This is a genomic window from Neisseria sp. HMSC068C04 (genome assembly GCF_001810105.1).
GTDB classification, from domain to species: Bacteria; Pseudomonadota; Gammaproteobacteria; order Burkholderiales; family Neisseriaceae; genus Neisseria; species Neisseria flavescens_B.
This window is the reverse complement of record NZ_KV800009.1, coordinates 1-15,700: the sequence shown is the minus strand read 5'-3', so window position 1 is coordinate 15,700 and position 15,700 is coordinate 1. Positions and strand designations below refer to the sequence as shown.

Genomic DNA, 15,700 nt, shown 5'->3' with positions numbered 1-15,700 from the left:
AGCTTTTCAAAATCCAAACCGCAGGCCGTCTGAAAACGACAGCCTGCCATACATCAAGGAAAACCATGAGAAAACCCCAACGCGGCTACGCCCGCCAAGACCGTGTCAAAGAACAAATCATGCGCGAGCTTGCCGAACTCGTCCGCACCGGCCTGAAAGACCCGCGCGCCGGTTTCATCACCATCAACGAAGTCGAAGTCACCCGCGACTACAGCCACGCCACCGTGTTCTACACTGTCCTCGACGACAGCACGCGCGACATTACCGAAGAAGCTTTGGAACACGCCAAAGGCCATTTGCGCAGCGAATTGGCCAAACGCATCAAACTCTTCAAAACGCCCGAACTACACTTCAAATACGACGAATCACTCGAACGCGGCATGAGCATTTCCAGCCTGATCGACCAAGTGGCGGCGGAAAAACCGGTTGAAGACTGATTGATTAAAACACGCAGGCCGTCTGAACCCTTTCAGACGGCCTGAACATTAATATTCCCTAATTAATATGACCAATAAACCCACCAAACGCCCTGTCAACGGCGTTCTTCTCCTCGACAAACCCGAAGGCCTTTCCAGCAACACAGCCCTGCAAAAAGCGCGACGCTTGTTCCGTGCCGAAAAAGCCGGGCATACCGGCGTACTCGATCCTTTGGCCACAGGGCTTTTGCCTGTTTGCTTCGGCGAAGCGACCAAGTTCGCCCAATATCTGATTGATGCCGACAAAGCCTATACGGCCACGCTGAAACTGGGCGAAGCCAGCAGTACGGGCGATGCAGAAGGTGAAATCGTTGCCACCGCACGCGCCGATATTTCATTGTCCGAATTTCAGACGGCCTGCCAAGCCTTAACGGGCGATATCCGCCAAGTGCCTCCCATGTTTTCCGCCCTCAAACACGAAGGCAAACCGCTGTACGAATACGCACGCAAAGGCATCGTTATCGAACGCAAAGCGCGCGATATTACGATTTACTCCATTGATATCACTGAATTTGATACCCCCAAAGCCGTGATAGACGTACGTTGCAGCAAGGGTACTTACATCCGCACCCTCAGCGAAGATATCGCCAAACACATCGACACATTCGCCCACCTGACCGCCCTGCGCCGTACTGAAACAGCAGGCTTTACCATTGCCCAAAGCCACACGCTCGAAGCTTTGGCAGAATTAGATGAAGCCGAACGCGATGCCTTGTTGCTGCCTTGCGATGTTTTGGTGCAACATTTCCCCAAACTCGAGCTGAACGACTACGCCGTTACCATGCTCAAACACGGCCAACGTCCCCAGTTTATCGAAGACATTTCCGCCGAACAGCCCATCCGTGTGTACAGCCGAGACGGCACATTTATCGGACTGGTGGAATATCAAAAAGAAATAGGCCGTCTGAAAGCCTTGCGCCTGATGAATACCGCCGACAAATAACTTCCTGTAAAGAGAACCAATCATGAAAGTCTATACCGCCGCCCAAATGCGCGAACGCGAGCAAGCAGCCGTCGATAAAGGCACAAGCTTCGACCAACTGATGGAAAATGCCGGTAGCTCTGCCGCGCAAGACCTCATGCAGCGTCATCCTCAAGCCGGACGCGCCCTGATCGTTTGCGGCAAAGGCAACAATGGCGGCGACGGCCTAGTCATGGCAAGATATATGCAGGCGCAAGGTTGGCACATCGACATTCTGTTTTCACTCGGAGAAAACCTCTCCCCTTTGGCTCAAACCAATCGCGAACGCCTTAACGGTTTGCCCCATATTGAATTTATTACCAAGCAAGAGCTGGAAGGCCGTCTGAAAAAAGGTTACGACATCATTATCGAAGGCATATTCGGCACAGGCTTCAGCGGCGCGCTTCCAGCAGAAATCGCCGCCCTCTGCCGCCAACTCAATCATTCAGACGGCCTGAAAGTCGCCCTCGATATTCCCACCGGCCTCAACTGCGACACCGCCGAAGCCGATCCCGACACATTCCGCGCAGATCTGACCTACACCTTTGCCGCCTACAAACCGGCGCATTTAAGCGAGTCCGGCAAAACCTATTGTCAAGAAACCGTCTGTTTACCTATTGGCATTGATTAAATGTCTATAAAAAATAACAGGGTGCAATTTTGCGCCCTGTTATTTTTGTTTACTTCCAAATCTGCGCCAATTTAATCCCCAGCGCCGTCAAACCAAACGAACCGAAGACATGCAGACAGGTTGCCATCAAAGCCATGCCCCAACGTTGTGCCTGCATCAAACCCACCATCTCCACTGAAAAACCTGAAAATGTGGTCAAGCTGCCGAGAAAGCCGGTAATCCAAAGCAAACGCCATTGCGGATCGGTTAAGAGTTCCGCCAATACGCCGATCAGCAGCGCACCCAGCCAGTTTGCCGCCAATGTACCGATAGAAAAAGGCGCAGAAGACACCAGCACCAAGCCAAACAGCCAACGCAATACAGCCCCGACAGCGGCACCGCAAACAATGGGAAAAATATAAGCAAACATAACAAGTTAAAAATTCAATTCAAAAAGCAGGCCATCCGGTCATTTAGGCCGTCTGAAAACCAAGCAAGGATGCCTTCATATCTTATTGCCAAATCTTAGGCGCGGATTTCAAATACCTGTCGTCATCGAAAGTACAAATCCATTGCGGCTTGAGCGCGATAAAAATGGCTGTTGAAATACCGCTCAAAAATGCCTCTGCCCAAGCGATTAAGAAGAAAACAGGAAAAGCAGTTTTCCATAATACCGACGTATCGAATACGTCCGCCCAGTCCAACAAACCGACCAAAACCACACCGGCAAACACCATTCCGACCGCCGCAGCCCAAAAACCATTCAGAAAAATAAAGATAAAGATATTGGCAGGCAAACGCGATACCCAATGGCGGAAACCCAAATTCACCAACAAAGGCGGAAGCAATACGGACAAGGCGTTGATGGGGAACATATGCCAATCGCCCCAAAGCCACAAATACGGAAAAAACAGTAAAACGCCAAGGCAGAACGCGGCAGATGTGCCCAGCATTAAAGCCGTCAGGTTTAAAGCAAGCAGATGATAGCTCATGCCGGCCAGTTGTCCGCTTTCCGGGGAGGCATTCAAACTCCAAGCCAGCGGCAACATCACGGCAGCCACCAAGAATGCGGAACGATGCTGCGATACCGACACCCATGCCTGCTTTGCACACAAAGCAAAAATCACCAGCAACACAGGCCATGCCGCCATCACGACACCAACGGGAAACCATCCGTTTTGAAAAATCATCATCTCATCCGCAAAATGTTCAGACGGCCTATTATACGCGTCTCAAGCCATAGCTTTGACAATCCTGTCTGCCTTTGCCGTTAAAGCTTGTTTCGGCTGGTTTTGTTTACCCGAAAAAAGCGTTAGAATAACGGACTTTGCCGTTTAATTAAGGGGATGGACGCATGCTTTGGACAATATTGGCTTTAATTCTGCTGGCTGTCATAGCCGGCTTGTTCTGGTGGCGCCAGAAACAAGAGCAAAAGTGGCGCCAAGAATTGGCCCGACTCAGTGGCGACGAACAAGAAATAAACGAAGAAAACTGCTCGGTCGGTTTTTCCGACCAACTGGAGAGCCTGAAACGTTTGTTCAGCATGAACAAGCGCACTGCCGACAACCATAAAATCGCCCGCATCCGCCTGCTTTCCGCGCTCGAACACAATAAAATGCAACGCTCTGAAACAGACGAAGAGCACACAACAGAGCCAGTTACCGAAGAGCCGGAACACATCACAGCTACTGAAGAAGAAATCAAAATTGCGCCTAAAACCCGCAAATCTGCCAAACCGGAACGTATTCCTAAAATCACGCCGTTTGCACAAATGGAAACGCCCGAATACAGCCCGTCTTTGGTGCAAAACAGCAATTTTGAAGAAATCACATTAGAAGAAGCCACCCGTTCCCTGCACGAAGCAGCGGTTGAAGAATGGAACGAGCATTTGGCCGAAAAAAATGCGCCGATTTACAAAGACGAAGTCGAAACTCCATTGTTGCGTGCTTCATCCCTGCCGATGACAGGCATGGAAATCATCGACTACAACGACCCCATCTTGCGCCGCACACGCGAGCGTGCCTTGGCGCGCGCCAATAATGTCCGCGTGGCAGAAGCCAATGCGCCGCATATCGAAACCGTTCAGACGGCCTTAAGAACTGCCGAAAAAGAAGCCATCCTCCCCTATACTTCCATGCAGGCATTCCCTTCTGAAATCCAAGCGGAAGATATTCACAACAACCTTGCCCGCCGTACCGCCGCCCGCCACAAACTGGCCGCGGCCGTCGCTCCTTTGCGCGACTACTCTCCGCGCACCATCGAAAATGACGAAATTCTGGCCAACTTGGGACAAATCAGCCGTCCTGCCAGCTTGCGCCGTCAAGTTCGCCATACCGAAGCGGCCGCCGAAAGATGGGCGCGTAAACAAGCTGCCACGGAAGCTGTTGCACCACAACCTGCCGCACCGGCAACGCCGTCCCGTCCGAAACCGGCTGCGCCTGTTAAAAAATCCCCTTATATCTCCCGACCTGCCGCGCCAAACGCAACCGTAGTTGAGCCCCCTGCCGTACCAGTTGTCCCTATGGCTAAAACCGATATTCCCGAGCCGCCTGTTTTCCAAACCTCGATTGCGCCGATTGATATCCCCGAGCCGCCTGCTTTTGAACATAAAATCCAAGTACCGATTTTTGATGCACAAGTCAATGCGCATGTCAGCAATCAGCCTGAACGCAGCATCCGCGATTATTTAATCAGCGAATCTGCCGTCGAAGAAGCGGAATTCGATGGCGAGCCGGAAGCAACTGTACAACCGGAAGCAAAAGCTATTCAAGCGGTTGAAACCATTGAACCCGTTGAATCTGTTGAAACAATCGCAAGGCCGTCTGAATATACACAGACAGTCGTTGAAACGCTTGTTCAAACCGTAGAACCAAACGTTCAAGAGAGTACGCCAAGCGTAGTTCTTCCGACTTCGGCAACACTTACCGAGGCACACCTGCCGACTACTGCCCTGCTTCTGCCACCGCAATTTGATCCGAGCGCTTCGCAAACTGAAGAACAGTTGTTGGAAAACAGCATTACCATCGAAGAAAAACTGGCCGAGTTCAAAGTTAAAGTCAAAGTGATGGACTCCTATTCCGGCCCGGTCATTACGCGCTACGAGATTGAGCCTGATGTCGGCGTACGCGGCAGTGCCGTTTTGAACCTTGAAAAAGACTTGGCGCGCTCGCTTGGCGTGGCTTCCATCCGCGTGGTGGAAACCATCCCCGGCAAAACCTGCATGGGCTTGGAATTGCCTAATCCGAAACGCCAAATGATCCGCTTGAGCGAAATCTTCAATTCGCCTGCGTTTACCGAATCCAAATCTAAACTGACCCTTGCTCTCGGCCAAGACATTACCGGCCAGCCTGTTGTGACAGACTTGGCTAAAGCACCGCATCTACTGGTTGCCGGTACGACCGGTTCGGGTAAATCCGTAGGCGTGAACGCCATGATCCTGTCCATGCTCTTCAAAGCAACGCCTGAAGACGTGCGCATGATTATGATTGACCCGAAAATGCTGGAGCTGAGCATTTACGAAGGCATTCCACACCTGCTTGCCCCTGTCGTGACCGATATGAAGCTGGCAGCAAACGCCCTGAACTGGTGCGTCAACGAAATGGAAAAACGCTACCGCCTGATGAGCTTTATGGGCGTGCGCAATCTTGCCGGTTTCAACCAAAAAATTGCCGAAGCCGCCGCGCGTGGCGAAAAAATCGGCAGCCCGTTCAGCCTCACGCCTGAAAATCCTGAGCCATTGGAGAAACTGCCGTTTATCGTGGTTGTAGTAGATGAGTTTGCCGACCTGATGATGACTGCAGGCAAGAAAATTGAAGAACTGATTGCCCGTCTTGCCCAAAAAGCGCGTGCAGCCGGCATCCATTTAATTCTTGCCACCCAACGCCCAAGCGTGGATGTCATTACCGGCCTGATTAAAGCCAATATTCCGACACGCATTGCCTTCCAAGTGTCCAGCAAAATCGACAGCCGCACGATTCTTGACCAAATGGGTGCGGAAAACCTGCTCGGCCAAGGCGATATGCTGTTCCTGCCGCCCGGTACCGGCTATCCTCAACGCGTACACGGCGCATTCGCATCCGATAATGAAGTACACCGCGTAGTGGAATACCTGAAACAATTCGGTGCGCCTGACTATATCGATGATATTTTGAGCAGCGGTTCGACCGAGGACTTTACCGGCACCAGCCGCAGCAACGACAGCGACCTCGACCCCATGTATGACGAAGCCGTTTCCGTTGTCTTAAAATCGCGTAAGGCCAGCATTTCCAATATCCAACGCCAACTGCGCATCGGCTACAACCGCGCCGCCCGCCTGATTGACCAAATGGAAGCCGACGGTATTGTTTCCCCGGCGGAAAACAACGGCAACCGCACCATCTTGGCGCAAAGCAGCGACCATCTGGATTAATTTATCCTCGCTTAAATCAAGGCCGTCTGAAAACTTTTCAGACGGCCTTTTCAATTAGATAATGGGTTCAAAGATTCCGATCAAATTAATAATCTGTAAATAATATTACCTACAAAACCAAAAGCTTTTGCATTAACGGCATTTGCTTCGCTATTAAATAAACCCAGCCTAAATAAACAACACTCGACCTGCCAGATATATCCCTATCCATTTGTCACCCTTTTCAGACGGCCTTTTGTCAAGACCGGAAAAAACAGGTAAATCCGTTTTTCGATTAGAAACAATATTATTATGATTCATGCCTTCGGCAACACCCCACCCTTTACGAGGAAAAACAAATGAAAAAATATTTTGCAGAATTTTTCGGCACTTTCTGGCTGGTATTCGGCGGCTGCGGCAGCGCAGTTTTGGCAGCAGCCTACCCTGAACTTGGCATTGGTTTTGCCGGTGTCGCTTTAGCATTCGGTTTGACCGTACTGACCATGGCTTACGCCGTCGGCCACATTTCCGGCGGCCACTTCAACCCTGCCGTTTCCGTCGGCCTCTTCATCGGCGGCCGTTTCAACGGTAAAGACCTGTTGCCTTACATCGTATCCCAAGTTATCGGTGCGATTGCCGCCGCGGGCGTTCTGTATCTGATTGCTTCCGGTAAAACCGGTTTTGATGCTGCTGCCTCCGGCTTTGCCAGCAACGGTTTCGGCGAACACTCTCCTAACGGTTACGATATGATGGCCGCTTTGCTGATCGAATTCGTCCTAACCGCATTCTTCCTGATCATCATCATGGGTTCTACCGACAAATTGGCTCCGATCGGCTTTGCCCCTATCGCCATCGGCCTGGGTCTGACCCTGATTCACTTGATCAGCATTCCTGTAACCAATACTTCCGTTAACCCTGCACGTTCTACCGGTGTTGCCTTGTTCCAAGGCGGCTGGGCTGTTGAACAGCTGTGGTTGTTCTGGTTGGCTCCTATTGCCGGCGCAGCAGTTGGCGCGGCTATTTACCGCTTCGTTTTGGCTAACGACGACAAATAATCTTGACGGAATGACATTCCCGGTGCAGCTGACACTCTAAACTGACCGCACCCAAGTTGCCGAGACACAAACGCACCGCCTGACTCAGACGGTGCGTTTGTTTTTGCCATGTTACAATACTTTCTTTTCCCACATTCTCAAACCATCATGCAAACCTTACCTTTTCAAACCGATATCGCCGCCAGAATGCTGGTCAATACCGAAAACGAAACCATCCATCCCGATGCCGTATTCGTACAAACGCAAAACGGCTATTGGATTGCTTGGCATGACCAACAAGCCGCCCTACTTGCCCCCGACACACCGCCCGATATTCCCTGCTTTTGGGTAGAAGGCGCAGAAAGCTTGGAAGAGCTGGTAAGCATGGTAGAAAACGGTGAATTTGACGAAGTTGAGGAATTTGACGGCGATGATGATGCTTGGCAAGAAGCACTCGGATGCGGCCATCATTACGAAGGACACTGCGGATGCAGCCATTGAGATGCACAAAACGCCTGATTCCGGCACTTGCCCTTTACCTGACGCTTAACGGCTGCGTTGTAGGTGCGGCTGTCGATTTGGCCGCCACAACCGTCCTGACTGCCGGAAAGTTGGTTGTCAAAGGAACGGGTGCAGTGATTGATGCCGCCATTCCCGACGGTAAAAAAGACAAGGATAAAGAAAAAGAGAAGGAGAAGAGCAAAGAAAAGCCAAAATCGGAAGAAATCGTCTATAAAGAAGAATCCTCCGACGAAGTAGCGCAATAATCCTTCAGACGGCCTCAGTAAGGTAACCAATCCTACTGAGGCCGTCTGAACATTCATCCTTACATATAGCCCTGTTCGCGCAAAGAGCAGGTTTCTTTTGCCGTTACAATAAAATGGTCCAACAGCGTAATATCGACCAAACTTAAAGCCTGTTGCAAACGCTCTGTAAACTGCACATCAGATTCAGACGGCCTTGCCGAACCGCCCGGATGATTGTGTGCCAAAATCAAACTGTCGGCATATTCATCCAATGCCAATTTGACGATTTCACGGATATAAACCGTATTTTCCGCCACCGTACCGCGCGACAATTCCCGTACCGCAATCAATTGATTTTGACGGTTGAGCAGCAAAGCAACGCTGACCTCGATTTTTTCATGTCCAAGATGCAGGCGCAGATAATCCGCAACCGATTTCGGGTTTGACAAAACAATCTGCTCCTGCAAATCCTCACCCAAAATCCTCCGCCCGATTTCTTTGACCACTGCAAATTGAGTATAGCTCGCCAAACCCATGCCCTTATAAGCAGCGAGTGTTTTGGCATCCGCACTCATCAGCTTCCCCAAGCTGCCAAACTCACCCAACAAATAACGAGCCAAATCGACCGCACTCATACCACGCGTTCCAACACGCAGCAAAATTGCCAGCAACTCCGCATCACTCAATGCCGCCGCACCGTGCGCCAAGAGCTTCTCACGCGGCCGCTCCCCTTCGGGCCATTCTTTGATACTCATGTTTTCCTTTTTATTCATATAGCGGATTTAGTTTCAATTCTGAGCAAAACCGCCTCGCCCGATATAAAACGTAATCCATTATGGTTTTAGCAAATAAATGCAATTTGCGTATTTTATTCTATTTTGAATAATTATTTAAGACATATAAATAACAATTAAGCCACTTTGTGCAGAAAAACAACGTTACCCATTTTCGCTATCCTGTTCCCCTGCCTGCCTTTCCTTTCATATTTGTTTCAAATCAGCCGATACAAGTAATTTCATATTGCCCCTATGAGGCTTAGACTAATATAATATCGAGTTTGCCGAGAGCAAAAGCTTAGGCTTAAACTGCTTTCTATCCACGCTGCCCGTGCGCTTTACAAGAGTTTCAGACGGCCTCCGTCCGACTCCCGCCAGCAATCAAACAGCTTTTTATCACCCATTCGAAAATCCGTTTTGCCGGTACTCGTCTTTCTTTTTGGAGTATTGCCATTATGACCGCAACCACTGCGTCTTCAGCCAAACCTTATCTGCAAATCCAAGGCTTGGTGAAAAAGTTTGGTGACAATTACGCTGTCGATAACATCGACTTGGACATTTATCAACATGAAATCTTTGCCCTTTTGGGCAGCTCAGGCAGTGGCAAATCCACGCTGCTGCGCATGTTGGCAGGCATGGAAAGCCCCAATCAGGGCAAAATCATTCTCGACGGCCAAGACATTACCAAACTTGCTCCGTACGAACGCCCAATCAACATGATGTTCCAAAGCTATGCCCTGTTCCCGCACATGAGCGTTGAGCAAAACATCGCGTTCGGTCTGAAACAAGACAAAATGCCTAAAGGCGAAATTGACGCCCGTGTGGAAGAAATGCTGCGTCTGGTACAAATGACCAAATACGCCAAACGCAAGCCGCACCAACTCTCCGGTGGTCAGCAACAACGTATCGCTTTGGCGCGTAGCCTGGCGAAACGTCCTAAAATCCTGCTGCTTGACGAACCTTTGGGCGCACTCGATAAAAAACTGCGCCAACAAACCCAACTGGAATTGGTCAACACGCTGGAACAAGTCGGCGTAACCTGCATTATGGTTACCCACGACCAAGAAGAAGCGATGACGATGGCTACCCGTATCGCTATTATGTCCGACGGTCAATTGCGTCAAGTCGGTACGCCTAGCGACGTGTACGATTACCCTAATAGCCGCTTTACCGCTGAATTTATCGGCGAAACCAATATTTTTGATGGCGTCGTCATTGATGACCGCGCCGATTTCTCCATCGTCAAATGTGATGGCTTGGAAAACCACGTCCGCATCGACCACGGTTTGGGCGTTCCGAACGACCATGAAATTTGGATCAGCATTCGCCCTGAAGACATTGATTTGCACAAAGAAAAACCGGAACACTTAGGCGTGCACAACTGGGCTCAAGGTACAGTCAAAGAAATTGCCTATCTAGGCAGCTTCGCGATTTACCACATCAAACTCGCCAACGGCCGTGTCGTCAAAAGCCAAGTTCCCGCACCTTATTGGTATGTGCGCAACATTACTCCGCCGACTTGGGACGAAACTGTCTATATCAGCTGGCCTGAAAACCAACCTACGCCTCTGTACAGTTAATTTGAGGGAAATGCAATGGACCTTAAAAAACTGAAAAAGAAACTGTTTCGCCGTCCTGGACAGCGTGCAGTGATTGCCGTGCCGTATATCTGGCTCTTGGTGCTGTTTCTGATTCCATTCGCCATCGTCTTGAAAATCAGCTTTGCCGAACAAGAAATCTCCATTCCGCCATTTACGCCGTTGACGACGATTGATGAAGACTTAGGCCGTCTGAACATTGCCATCAGCTATCAGAACTACGCCGACATCTTCCAAAACTTTTGGAATACGCTCAATCCGTTTGGCGACAGTGAAAACAGCAATATCTATCTGATGACCTACTGGTCTTCGATTAAGACTGCGCTGACGACAACCATCATCTGCCTGTTGATTGGTTATCCGACCGCTTATGCCATTTCACGCGCCAATCCGGCTGCGCGTAACGGCCTGCTGTTGGCAATCATGTTGCCTTTCTGGACCTCTTTCCTGTTGCGTGTTTACGCATGGATGGGCTTATTGGGTCACAACGGTATCATCAACAATTTCTTAATTAAATATGGAATCATCAGCGAGCCTTTAGACCTGTTCTATAATGCTTTCTCGCTGAATTTGGTGATGGTTTACGCCTATTTGCCGTTTATGATTTTGCCGCTGTACACACAACTGGTAAAACTGGACAACCGTCTGCTCGAAGCCGCTTCCGACTTGGGCGCAGGTCCGATCAAATCTTTCTTTACCATTACCCTGCCTTTATCCAAAACAGGCATCATCGCAGGCTCTATGCTGGTCTTCGTTCCGGCCGTCGGCGAATTTGTGATTCCTGAATTGGTGGGCGGTTCTGAAAACCTGATGATCGGTAAAGTATTGTGGCAGGCATTCTTCGACCAAAACAACTGGCCGCTGGCTTCTGCCGTCGCCGTCGTTATGGTTGCCCTGCTGGTTGTACCGATTGCCCTGTTCCAGCACTATGAAAACCGCGAATTGGAAGAAGGAGGAAAATAATGCAGAAAACCAAATTATCCTGGTTCTTGAAACTGATGCTCCTGCTCTCGCTGGCATTCCTCTATATTCCGCTGGTGGTTTTGGTCGTCTATTCTTTCAATGAATCCAAGCTGGTTACCGTTTGGGGCGGTTTTTCAACCAAATGGTACGGCGCATTGATGGAAAACGACACCATCTTGGAAGCGGCCTGGCTGTCATTGCGTATCGCCATCGTTTCCTCGCTTGCCGCCGTAGCACTCGGCACATTGGCTGGTTACGCCATGGCGCGCATCAAACGCTTCCGCGGCAGTACCCTGTTTGCCGGTATGATTTCCGCGCCTATGGTGATGCCTGATGTGATTACCGGTTTGTCCATGCTGCTATTGATTATTCAGGTGCAAATGTTCCTGCAAGGCAGTGAATTGCTGCAATCGCTCTACTTCGATCGCGGTTTCTTCACCATCTTCCTCGGCCACACCACACTTTGCATGGCGTACATTACCGTCGTTATCCGCTCGCGCTTGGTGGAATTGGATCAATCCTTGGAAGAAGCCGCTATGGACTTGGGCGCTCATCCGCTGAAAATTTTCTTCGTGATTACCCTGCCGCTGATTGCCCCTGCGATTGCTTCCGGCTTCCTCTTGGGCATTACCCTGTCTTTGGACGACTTGGTGATTACCTCCTTCCTGTCAGGCCCGGGTTCATCGACATTGCCGCAAGTGATTTTCTCCAAAATCAAACTCGGCCTTGACCCTCAGATGAACGTTTTGGCAACCATCCTGATCGGTATCATCGGTACGCTGGTGATTGTCGTCAACTACTGGATGATGCGTCAGGCAACCAAACGGGAACGCGAGGCTGCCGAAGCCTACCGCCAAGAAAAATTGGCAGCCGAGAAAGCCGCCTAATATGCAGACAGGCTGTCCGATAAAGCGTCGGAACAGCCTGTTTTATTAACTGCATCTTATCCTTTCAGACTGCCTGAACCCAAACCCACATTCCAGGCCGTCTGAAAACCTATTTTCAATGAAGTGAAAACCAACCTAAAGCTCAAATCATGATCAATCCCAGCTTCAAAGAATATCTTCCTTCCTACTATGTCAGCACTGCCAATCCCCATCCGTCTTATCCGACGCTTGAAGGCCGTCTGAAAACTGAAACCTGCGTTATCGGCGGCGGCCTGTCCGGCTTATGCACCGCCCTGCCGCTTGCCGAAAACGGCCATGAAGTCATCGTACTTGAAGCCGCCCGTATCGGTTTCGGCGCATCAGGCCGCAGCGGCGGACAAGTCATCAGCGACTTTGCCTGCGGCATGGAAGAAATCGAAAAACAAGTCGGTTTGGAACAGGCCCAATGGTTCTGGCAGCAATCTCTGCAAGCCGTTGAACTGGTTGACTCGCGCATTCAAAAACACAACATCCAATGCGATTGGCAACGCGGCTACGCTACCGTCGCCGTCCGTCCTCAGCATTGGGAAGAATTGCAACAATGGCACGAACACGCCCAAAAACATTATGGCGCAAGCCATTACCGGCTTTGGGATAAAGCCACGCTGAAGCAGCAACTTGCCAGCGATATGTATCAAGGCGCGCAATTTGATCCTTTATCCGGCCACTTACACCCGCTCAATTACACCCTAGGCATTGCCAAAGCGGCAGCCGATGCAGGCGCACAACTTTTTGAGCAATCCCCGATGACGCGTATCGAGCCATGCGATAACGGCTGGCTGGTACACACGCCCAATGGCAGCGTTGAGTGCAAAAACCTCGTTTATGCCGTCAATACTTATGCCGGTTTGCATCCAAAATTCAAAGTATTGGAACAAAAAGCCATTGCAGTCAGCACCTTTATCATCGCCACCGAACCTTTGGGCGAACGCGCCAAAGACCTGATCCGCAACAATATGGCCATCTGCGACAACCGCCACATCCTCGACTACTACCGCCTCAGCGCCGACGGCCGCCTGCTCTTCGGCGGCAAAGACAACGAGTTTATCGATGACCCTGACCGCATGACCGAACTCGTCCGCCAAGACATGCTGAAAGTTTTCCCGCAACTTGCCGACGTCAGAATCGAGCATTCCTGGGGTGGTGAATGCGACATTACGCGCAACCTCGCCCCACATTTCGGCCGCCTCGCCCCTACCGTTTTCTACGCCCAAGGCTATTCCGGACACGGTATGGCGATTACCGGCATTGCCGGTTTGGCGATTGCCGAAGCCATCATGGACGATGACGGCCGTCTGAAACCTTTTGAGCAACTGCGCCACAGCAACATCATTACCCAGCCTTTCCTGCGCAAACTCGGCTCTTTCCTCGGCTCAAAATACTATCAATGGAAAGACAGCCACTAAACCCAAACAACAAACATATTTCAGGCAGCGGCAGATTCAAGTAAAATTCAGGCCGTCTGAAAGCTTAGATACGACAAAATTCAATCATTTATCAGCAAGGAAACCATCATGAGCAACCATCATAAACTCATCATCCTCGGCTCCGGTCCTGCCGGCTATACTGCCGCCGTCTATGCCGCCCGTGCCAACCTCAACCCTGTGATCATTACCGGCGTTGAACAAGGCGGACAACTGATGACCACCACCGAAGTGGACAACTGGCCTGCCGACGCAGAAGGCGTACAAGGTCCGGAACTGATGGCCCGTTTCCAAGCCCATGCCGAACGCTTCGGCACTGAAATGATTTTCGACCAAATCCACACCGTTGATTTGCAAAACCGTCCGTTTACCCTCAAAGGCGATATGGGCGAATACACCTGCGACGCACTCATCGTTGCCACCGGCGCATCCGCCAAATATTTAGGTTTACCAAGCGAAGAAACCTTTGCCGGGAAAGGCGTTTCCGCCTGCGCAACTTGCGATGGTTTCTTCTACAAAAAACAAGATGTTGCCGTAGTAGGCGGTGGCAATACCGCTGTGGAAGAAGCCCTCTACCTTGCCAATATCGCTAACACCGTTACCCTGATTCACCGCCGCGACAGTTTCCGCGCCGAGAAAATCATGGTGGACAAACTGATGCAACGCGTCGAAGAAGGCAAAATCATCCTCAAGCTCAACAGCTCGGTTGATGAAATCTTGGGCGACGAAAGCGGCGTTACCGGTGCACGCCTGAAACACAATGACGGCAGCACTGAAGAAATCGCGGTAAAAGGCGTTTTCATCGCCATCGGCCACAAACCCAATACCGATATCTTCAAAGGCCAACTCGATATGGATGAAACCGGCTACCTGAAAACCAAAGGCGGTACCGGCGACAATGTCGGCGCAACCAATATCGAAGGCGTATGGGCGGCAGGCGACGTCAAAGACCATACCTACCGTCAAGCCATCACCAGCGCAGCTTCCGGCTGCCAAGCCGCGCTTGATGCCGAACGTTGGCTCGACCGCCACGGTGTATAAGCCTCTAAGCTACGCCCTATTCTTTAAAACATAATCAAAAGGCCGTCTGAAATTTCAGACGGCCTATAATTTATCTGCTACACTAAATATTCATTTTAAAAGCAAATTTATATCAAATAAGTACTTTTGCTTTATAATAACGACAAATACCCAACAAACAGGGAACGAACATGAAAAAAACACTAACGACACTTATCCTTTGCGCACTGACTCCTGCCGCCCTGGCTGCCGATACTTACGGCTACCTGGCCATGTGGCAAAACCCTGCCGACAGCAATGAAGCGCTGCAAATCAAAACCACCAAAGAAAATGCCACCCAACTGGATGCGACAGCCGAGCTCGAAACATTCTGCAAAGGCCAAGATGCCTTAGCCGGTATCGGCGCAGGTCAAGCAACAGGCTGTAAAACTGTTGTCCCTCTGCACAACACCTGTATCGCTGTTGCCTACCCTAAAGCCATGGGCAAATTGACTGCGCAAAACGTTGTGGCCATTACCTCCCCTCGTTTCAAAACCGTGCATCAAATTGCATTGAACCAGTGTATCAAAAAATACGGCTCACAAGGACAATGCGCTTTAGAAACAGTCTATTGCACTTCCGAAACCTACTATCAAGGTACGGTCAAAACCCTCTGGGAAAAAATCAAATCCATCTAAGGCCGTCTGAAAATAAAACCGGCTTGCCCGATATTCTCCATATCACGGCAAGCCGGTTTTTTATTCTGGCTGAGACCTTTGCAAAATTCCCCAAAATCCCCT

Annotated in this window: 16 protein-coding genes; 13 read left to right on the top strand and 3 right to left on the bottom strand. The window is 50.4% G+C overall.

Going from position 1 to position 15,700, the window contains the following annotated elements; all coding sequences use genetic code 11:
* Positions 1–65: 65 nt before the first annotated feature.
* The 3 genes from rbfA to HMPREF2700_RS10730 all read left to right on the top strand — a co-directional run bounded on the left by rbfA (position 66) and on the right by HMPREF2700_RS10730 (position 2,068).
* On the top strand, positions 66–437 hold the full coding sequence (gene rbfA, locus HMPREF2700_RS10740; protein WP_003685554.1) for a 30S ribosome-binding factor RbfA: 372 nt from the start codon (positions 66–68) through the stop codon (positions 435–437).
* A 67-nt stretch (positions 438–504) separates the two neighbouring features.
* Positions 505–1,419 carry a tRNA pseudouridine(55) synthase TruB gene (gene truB, locus HMPREF2700_RS10735; RefSeq protein ID WP_070592040.1) on the top strand — a complete coding sequence of 305 codons (915 nt, stop codon included), beginning with the start codon at positions 505–507 and terminating at the stop codon, positions 1,417–1,419.
* Between the two features lie 22 nt (positions 1,420–1,441).
* Positions 1,442–2,068: an NAD(P)H-hydrate epimerase gene (locus HMPREF2700_RS10730; RefSeq protein WP_070592039.1), complete on the top strand. Its 627-nt coding sequence runs from the start codon at positions 1,442–1,444 to the stop codon at positions 2,066–2,068.
* A 49-nt stretch (positions 2,069–2,117) separates the two neighbouring features.
* Here the strand turns inward: HMPREF2700_RS10730 and HMPREF2700_RS10725 are convergent, their stop codons facing one another.
* Both HMPREF2700_RS10725 and HMPREF2700_RS10720 read right to left on the bottom strand, forming a co-directional pair.
* On the bottom strand, positions 2,118–2,477 hold the full coding sequence (locus HMPREF2700_RS10725; protein ID WP_003679592.1) for a CrcB family protein: 360 nt from the start codon (positions 2,475–2,477) through the stop codon (positions 2,118–2,120).
* Positions 2,478–2,559: 82 nt separating this feature from the next.
* Complete coding sequence (locus tag HMPREF2700_RS10720) at positions 2,560–3,237, bottom strand: energy-coupling factor ABC transporter permease (RefSeq protein WP_070592037.1); 678 nt, start codon at positions 3,235–3,237, stop codon at positions 2,560–2,562.
* Between the two features lie 164 nt (positions 3,238–3,401).
* On the opposite strand from HMPREF2700_RS10720, the gene HMPREF2700_RS10715 reads away from it, so the two are divergent.
* The 4 genes from HMPREF2700_RS10715 to HMPREF2700_RS10700 all read left to right on the top strand — a co-directional run bounded on the left by HMPREF2700_RS10715 (position 3,402) and on the right by HMPREF2700_RS10700 (position 8,235).
* Positions 3,402–6,455, top strand: coding sequence for a DNA translocase FtsK (locus HMPREF2700_RS10715; RefSeq protein WP_070592035.1), 3,054 nt, complete (start codon positions 3,402–3,404; stop codon positions 6,453–6,455).
* Between the two features lie 338 nt (positions 6,456–6,793).
* The gene (gene aqpZ / locus HMPREF2700_RS10710; protein ID WP_070592033.1) at positions 6,794–7,489 is read left to right on the top strand and encodes an aquaporin Z; all 696 of its coding nucleotides are present in this window, start codon (positions 6,794–6,796) and stop codon (positions 7,487–7,489) included.
* Between the two features lie 147 nt (positions 7,490–7,636).
* Positions 7,637–7,969: a general secretion pathway protein GspG gene (locus tag HMPREF2700_RS10705; protein ID WP_070592099.1), complete on the top strand. Its 333-nt coding sequence runs from the start codon at positions 7,637–7,639 to the stop codon at positions 7,967–7,969.
* On the top strand, positions 7,957–8,235 hold the full coding sequence (locus tag HMPREF2700_RS10700; protein ID WP_070592032.1) for an NF038104 family lipoprotein: 279 nt from the start codon (positions 7,957–7,959) through the stop codon (positions 8,233–8,235). The genes HMPREF2700_RS10705 and HMPREF2700_RS10700 overlap by 13 nt, the downstream gene beginning before the upstream one ends.
* A 59-nt stretch (positions 8,236–8,294) precedes the next feature.
* On the opposite strand, the gene radC is transcribed toward HMPREF2700_RS10700, so the two are convergent.
* On the bottom strand, positions 8,295–8,969 hold the full coding sequence (gene radC, locus HMPREF2700_RS10695; RefSeq protein ID WP_070592030.1) for a RadC family protein: 675 nt from the start codon (positions 8,967–8,969) through the stop codon (positions 8,295–8,297).
* 476 nt (positions 8,970–9,445) lie between these two features.
* Between radC and potA the strand changes: the two genes are divergently transcribed.
* The 6 genes from potA (at position 9,446) to HMPREF2700_RS10665 (ending at position 15,598) form a co-directional block, all read left to right on the top strand.
* Entirely contained in the window at positions 9,446–10,570 is a 1,125-nt protein-coding gene (potA, locus tag HMPREF2700_RS10690; protein ID WP_070592029.1) for an ABC transporter ATP-binding protein, read from the top strand.
* A gap of 15 nt (positions 10,571–10,585) precedes the next feature.
* A complete protein-coding gene (locus tag HMPREF2700_RS10685; RefSeq protein WP_070592028.1) occupies positions 10,586–11,551 on the top strand; it encodes an ABC transporter permease subunit in 966 nt (321 codons plus the stop codon).
* Complete coding sequence (locus tag HMPREF2700_RS10680) at positions 11,551–12,438, top strand: ABC transporter permease subunit (RefSeq protein ID WP_070592026.1); 888 nt, start codon at positions 11,551–11,553, stop codon at positions 12,436–12,438. Before HMPREF2700_RS10685 ends, HMPREF2700_RS10680 begins: the two co-directional genes overlap by 1 nt.
* A 149-nt stretch (positions 12,439–12,587) precedes the next feature.
* Positions 12,588–13,883 (top strand): NAD(P)/FAD-dependent oxidoreductase, encoded by a 1,296-nt coding sequence (locus tag HMPREF2700_RS10675; protein WP_070592025.1) that lies wholly within the window; start codon positions 12,588–12,590, stop codon positions 13,881–13,883.
* Between the two features lie 108 nt (positions 13,884–13,991).
* Positions 13,992–14,942, top strand: coding sequence for a thioredoxin-disulfide reductase (trxB, locus tag HMPREF2700_RS10670; RefSeq protein ID WP_049329772.1), 951 nt, complete (start codon positions 13,992–13,994; stop codon positions 14,940–14,942).
* Between the two features lie 170 nt (positions 14,943–15,112).
* The gene (locus tag HMPREF2700_RS10665; RefSeq protein WP_070592024.1) at positions 15,113–15,598 is read left to right on the top strand and encodes a DUF4189 domain-containing protein; all 486 of its coding nucleotides are present in this window, start codon (positions 15,113–15,115) and stop codon (positions 15,596–15,598) included.
* Positions 15,599–15,700: the final 102 nt, after the last annotated feature.

Bases quoted from the DNA above. Each gene is read 5' to 3' on its own strand.
- rbfA (WP_003685554.1), top strand. From the start codon at position 66: ATGAGAAAACCCCAACGCGGCTACGCCCGCCAAGACCGTGTCAAAGAA.
- truB (WP_070592040.1), top strand. From the start codon at position 505: ATGACCAATAAACCCACCAAACGCCCTGTCAACGGCGTTCTTCTCCTC.
- HMPREF2700_RS10730 (WP_070592039.1), top strand. From the start codon at position 1,442: ATGAAAGTCTATACCGCCGCCCAAATGCGCGAACGCGAGCAAGCAGCC.
- HMPREF2700_RS10725 (WP_003679592.1), bottom strand. From the start codon at position 2,477: ATGTTTGCTTATATTTTTCCCATTGTTTGCGGTGCCGCTGTCGGGGCT.
- HMPREF2700_RS10720 (WP_070592037.1), bottom strand. From the start codon at position 3,237: ATGATTTTTCAAAACGGATGGTTTCCCGTTGGTGTCGTGATGGCGGCA.
- HMPREF2700_RS10715 (WP_070592035.1), top strand. From the start codon at position 3,402: ATGCTTTGGACAATATTGGCTTTAATTCTGCTGGCTGTCATAGCCGGC.
- aqpZ (WP_070592033.1), top strand. From the start codon at position 6,794: ATGAAAAAATATTTTGCAGAATTTTTCGGCACTTTCTGGCTGGTATTC.
- HMPREF2700_RS10705 (WP_070592099.1), top strand. From the start codon at position 7,637: ATGCAAACCTTACCTTTTCAAACCGATATCGCCGCCAGAATGCTGGTC.
- HMPREF2700_RS10700 (WP_070592032.1), top strand. From the start codon at position 7,957: ATGCAGCCATTGAGATGCACAAAACGCCTGATTCCGGCACTTGCCCTT.
- radC (WP_070592030.1), bottom strand. From the start codon at position 8,969: ATGAGTATCAAAGAATGGCCCGAAGGGGAGCGGCCGCGTGAGAAGCTC.
- potA (WP_070592029.1), top strand. From the start codon at position 9,446: ATGACCGCAACCACTGCGTCTTCAGCCAAACCTTATCTGCAAATCCAA.
- HMPREF2700_RS10685 (WP_070592028.1), top strand. From the start codon at position 10,586: ATGGACCTTAAAAAACTGAAAAAGAAACTGTTTCGCCGTCCTGGACAG.
- HMPREF2700_RS10680 (WP_070592026.1), top strand. From the start codon at position 11,551: ATGCAGAAAACCAAATTATCCTGGTTCTTGAAACTGATGCTCCTGCTC.
- HMPREF2700_RS10675 (WP_070592025.1), top strand. From the start codon at position 12,588: ATGATCAATCCCAGCTTCAAAGAATATCTTCCTTCCTACTATGTCAGC.
- trxB (WP_049329772.1), top strand. From the start codon at position 13,992: ATGAGCAACCATCATAAACTCATCATCCTCGGCTCCGGTCCTGCCGGC.
- HMPREF2700_RS10665 (WP_070592024.1), top strand. From the start codon at position 15,113: ATGAAAAAAACACTAACGACACTTATCCTTTGCGCACTGACTCCTGCC.